Annotated in this window: 4 protein-coding genes; all 4 read left to right on the top strand. The window is 67.9% G+C overall.

Annotated features, from left to right (window positions below):
- Positions 1-1043 (top strand): MMPL family transporter (locus AC5RUJ_RS12160; RefSeq protein ID WP_494155914.1); only part of this gene is annotated, 1043 nt, incomplete at its 5' end.
- A gap of 144 nt (positions 1044-1187) precedes the next feature.
- Complete coding sequence (dnaK, locus tag AC5RUJ_RS12155) at positions 1188-3062, top strand: molecular chaperone DnaK (RefSeq protein ID WP_494000694.1); 1875 nt, start codon at positions 1188-1190, stop codon at positions 3060-3062.
- A gap of 2 nt (positions 3063-3064) precedes the next feature.
- A complete protein-coding gene (locus AC5RUJ_RS12150; protein WP_494022349.1) occupies positions 3065-3730 on the top strand; it encodes a nucleotide exchange factor GrpE in 666 nt (221 codons plus the stop codon).
- 131 nt (positions 3731-3861) lie between these two features.
- The coding region (locus AC5RUJ_RS12145) for a DnaJ domain-containing protein (protein ID WP_494155913.1) at positions 3862-4148 on the top strand (287 nt) is incomplete at its 3' end.

Raw genomic sequence — 4148 nt, 5'->3', positions numbered from 1 at the left:
GGCTGGTTGCCCGCAGGCCGCGGGTGACGTGGCTGGCTTCGGTGCTGGTCCTGGTGGCCGGGGCGCTGGGCGTGCTGCAACTGCAGGCGCACGGCGTGCCGCAGTCGGAGCTGGTGATGGTGCAGACGGATTCCGCCGACGGGCAGGAGGCCTTGGGCCGGCACTTCGACGCCGGTACCGGCAGCCCCGCCGTCGTCGTCGCCGATGCCGCGGCACGGGACGAGGTGCTGGATGTGGTCCGCAACCAGGAGGGCGTGGCGTCCGCGGAGTTTTACACCCGCGGCGACGCGGTGGTGGAACTGGACGGCCGGGTGCTGATCAATGCCACGCTCCGGGACGTGCCGGACTCCGAAGCCGCCGAGGGCACCGTCGCCGACCTGCGCGGGGCGCTGGACGGCGCCGATCCGGGCGCGCTGGTCGGCGGCGTCACCGCGGTGGCGCTGGATACCAATCTGACGGCGCAGGCCGACCTGCTGAAGATCACCCCGATGGTGCTGGGCGTCATCCTGCTCATCCTGATCCTGCTGCTGCGCTCGATCCTGGCCCCGGTGCTGCTGGTGCTGTCCGTGGCGCTGTCCTACCTCACCGCCCTGGGGGTCTCGGCGCTGGTGTTCAACCATGTCTTCGGCTTCCCGGGGGCGGATGCATCGGTGCCGCTGTTCGGCTTCGTGTTCCTGGTGGCGCTGGGCATCGACTACAACATCTTCCTGATGACCCGGGTGCGCGAGGAATCCCTGCGGCTGGGCACCCGGCCCGGCATCCTGCGGGGGCTGGGCTCCACCGGCGGCGTCATCACCTCGGCCGGCGTGGTGCTGGCGGCGACCTTCGCCGCGCTTGCGGTGATCCCGATCCTGTTCCTGGTCCAGCTGGCGTTCATCGTGGCGTTCGGGGTCCTGCTGGACACGGTCCTGGTGCGGTCGCTGCTGATCCCGGCGCTTTCCTACGACCTCGGACCGAAGATCTGGTGGCCGGCCAAGTTGTCCCGCCGGGGCCTCTCGCGGGACCCGGCGGAGCAGAAGTTGAGTCCAGTGCGCTCAACTTGATTGACAAAGCCTGTTGTCCGAGTAAACTTGAGTGCAGAAGGCTCACATCGGCTGCCGCCACCGCGGCGCCGCCCGGATAGTCCGGGGGTCGGGCCGCCACAGTAATCCAGGCCGTTGCGGCGGCCGCAAAGGAAGGACACGCGTATGTCTCGTGCAGTAGGTATCGACCTCGGAACCACCAACTCCGTTGTTTCAGTTCTGGAGGGTGGCGAACCCACCGTCATCGCCAACGCCGAGGGCGGCCGCACCACGCCGTCCGTCGTCGCGTTCTCCAAGTCGGGCGAGGTGCTGGTCGGCGAGATCGCCAAGCGCCAGGCCGTCAACAACATCGAGCGCACCATCGCCTCGGTCAAGCGCCACATGGGCACCGACTGGAAGGTGGAGATCGACGGCAAGAACTACACCGCCCAGGAAATCTCCGCCCGCATCCTGCAGAAGCTCAAGCACGACGCCGAGTCCTACCTGGGCGAGAAGGTCACCGACGCGGTCATCACCGTGCCGGCGTACTTCAACGACGCCGAGCGCCAGTCCACCAAGGAAGCCGGCGAAATTGCCGGCCTGAACGTGCTGCGCATCGTCAACGAGCCCACCGCGGCGGCCCTGGCCTACGGCCTCGACAAGGGCAAGGAAGACGAACTGATCCTGGTCTTCGACCTCGGCGGCGGCACCTTCGACGTGTCCCTGCTGGAGGTCGGCAAGGACGAGGACGAATTCTCCACCATCCAGGTCCGCGCCACCTCCGGCGACAACCGCCTCGGCGGCGACGACTGGGACCAGCGGGTTGTCGACTTCCTGCTGCAGCAGGCCAAGTCCAAGGGCGCCGACCTGTCCAAGGACAAGATCGCCCTGCAGCGCCTGAAGGAAGCGGCGGAGCAGGCCAAGAAGGAACTGTCCTCGGCCTCCTCCACCAACATCTCCCTGCAGTACCTCTCCGTCACCCCGGAGGGACCGGTGCACCTGGACGAGCACCTGAGCCGGGCCAAGTTCCAGGACCTGACCGCGGACCTGCTCGAGCGCACCAAGAAGCCGTTCCACGACGTGATCACGGAAGCCGGCATCAAGGTCTCCGACATCGACCACATCGTGCTGGTCGGCGGCTCCACCCGCATGCCCGCCGTCGTCGAACTGGTCAAGGAAATGGCCGGCGGCAAGGAGCCGAACAAGGGCGTGAACCCCGACGAGGTCGTGGCCGTTGGCGCCGCCCTGCAGGCCGGTGTCCTGAAGGGCGAGCGCAAGGACGTCCTGCTGATCGACGTCACCCCGCTGTCGCTGGGCATTGAGACCAAGGGCGGCGTGATGACCAAGCTGATCGAGCGCAACACCGCGATCCCGACCAAGCGGTCCGAGACGTTCACCACCGCGGATGACAACCAGCCCTCCGTGGCCATCCAGGTCTTCCAGGGCGAGCGCGAATTCACCCGCGACAACAAGCCGTTGGGCACCTTCGAGCTGACCGGCATCGCGCCGGCGCCGCGGGGCGTGCCACAGGTCGAGGTCACCTTCGACATCGACGCCAACGGCATTGTGCACGTGTCCGCCAAGGACAAGGGCACCGGCGCCGAGCAGTCGATGACCATCACCGGCGGCACCGCGCTGTCCAAGGATGACATCGACCGCATGGTGCGGGAGGCCGAAGAGCACGCCGCCGAGGACAAGAAGCGCCGCGAGGCCGCCGACGTCCGCAACTCGGCCGAGCAGTTGGCCTACTCGGTGGACAAGCTGCTCGCCGACAACGACGACAAGCTGCCCGAAGAGGTCAAGACCGAGGTCAAGGCCGACGTCGACGCCCTGAAGTCCGCACTGGAAAAGCAGGACAACGACGACGAGGTCAAGGCCGCGTTCGAGAAGCTGCAGGCATCCCAGACCAAGCTGGGCGAGGCCATCTACTCGCAGGCGCAGGCCTCCGGCGCGGCCGGTGACGGTGCGGCCGCCGGCGACGGTGCCTCCGATGCCGGCTCCGGTGCGGCCGACGAGGACATCGTGGACGCCGAAGTGGTCGACGAAGACGAGAAGAAGTAACCATGGCGGAAAAAGGTAACGAAGAAGAACACCAGAGCGAGCCGGTGAACTTCCGCGACAACCGCAAGATCGATCCGGAAACCGGACAGGTCCGCGGCGCTTCGGGAGCAGCCGGGAACGCCGGGCAGGCCGCGGGAGAAACCCCCGCGGCCGGCCAGGGCGCCGACGCCGACGCGCTGGCCCAGGCGGAGCAGATCCTGAACGGGGCCGAGGTCCCGGCCGGGGAATCTGTTGCCCAGGGGAGCACGTCGCAGGAGGCCGAGGAGTTGAAGAACGACCTGCTCCGGCTGCAGGCGGAGTACGTGAACTACCGCAAGCGGGTGGAACGCGACCGCGCCGTGGCCGGCGAGATGGCCGTCATCGGCGTGCTGAACTCGCTGCTGCCCGTCTTGGACGACATCGACGCGGCGCGCCAGCACGGCGATCTCGCGGACGGACCGTTCGCGGCCATTGCCACCAAGCTGGACGGTGTGCTCAAGACCTACGGCCTGGCCCGCATCGAGGAGACCGGCGTCGAATTCGACCCGAACATCCACGAGGCCTTGATGCAGCAGCCCGACGCCGAGGTGGAGCTGGACACCGTCAGCCAGGTCCTGCGCCTGGGCTACAGGGCCGGCGACCGGGTACTGCGCGCCGCCCAGGTAGTGGTAGCCGTACCGGCAGAATGACACCGGCAGCGGGCGCCACGGCGCCCAGCCCCTGATGACGGGTTGGCCTTCGGACGCTCGGAGGCCAACCCGTCACCGTCCGGGGGCGCCGGTGCCCATAGACTTTGTGACAACTGAAAGGAGGCGCCTGCATGGCTAGCCAGGACTGGGTCGAGAAGGACTTCTACAAGATCCTCGGTGTCTCCAAGGACGCATCCGACGCGGACATCAAGAAGGCGTACCGCAAGCTCGCGCGGACCCACCATCCGGATACCAACCGGGGGGATGAGGGTTCGGAAAAGAAGTTCAAGGACATCTCCGAGGCCTACTCGGTCCTCTCGGACCCGGGGGAGCGCGAGCAGTACGACGCGATCCGCGCCATGGGCAGCGGCGCGCGCTTCAGCGCCGGCGGTCCCGGCAGCGCCGGCGGGCCGGGCGC

It is taken from the genome of Arthrobacter sp. Y3223164 (assembly GCF_059091005.1).
The sequence above is the reverse complement of the archived record's forward strand: the minus strand, read 5'-3'. Positions and strand labels throughout refer to the sequence as shown.

Excerpts from the sequence above, each read along its gene's own strand:
- AC5RUJ_RS12150 (WP_494022349.1), top strand. The coding sequence starts at position 3,065 with ATGGCGGAAAAAGGTAACGAAGAAGAACACCAGAGCGAGCCGGTGAAC.
- dnaK (WP_494000694.1), top strand. The coding sequence starts at position 1,188 with ATGTCTCGTGCAGTAGGTATCGACCTCGGAACCACCAACTCCGTTGTT.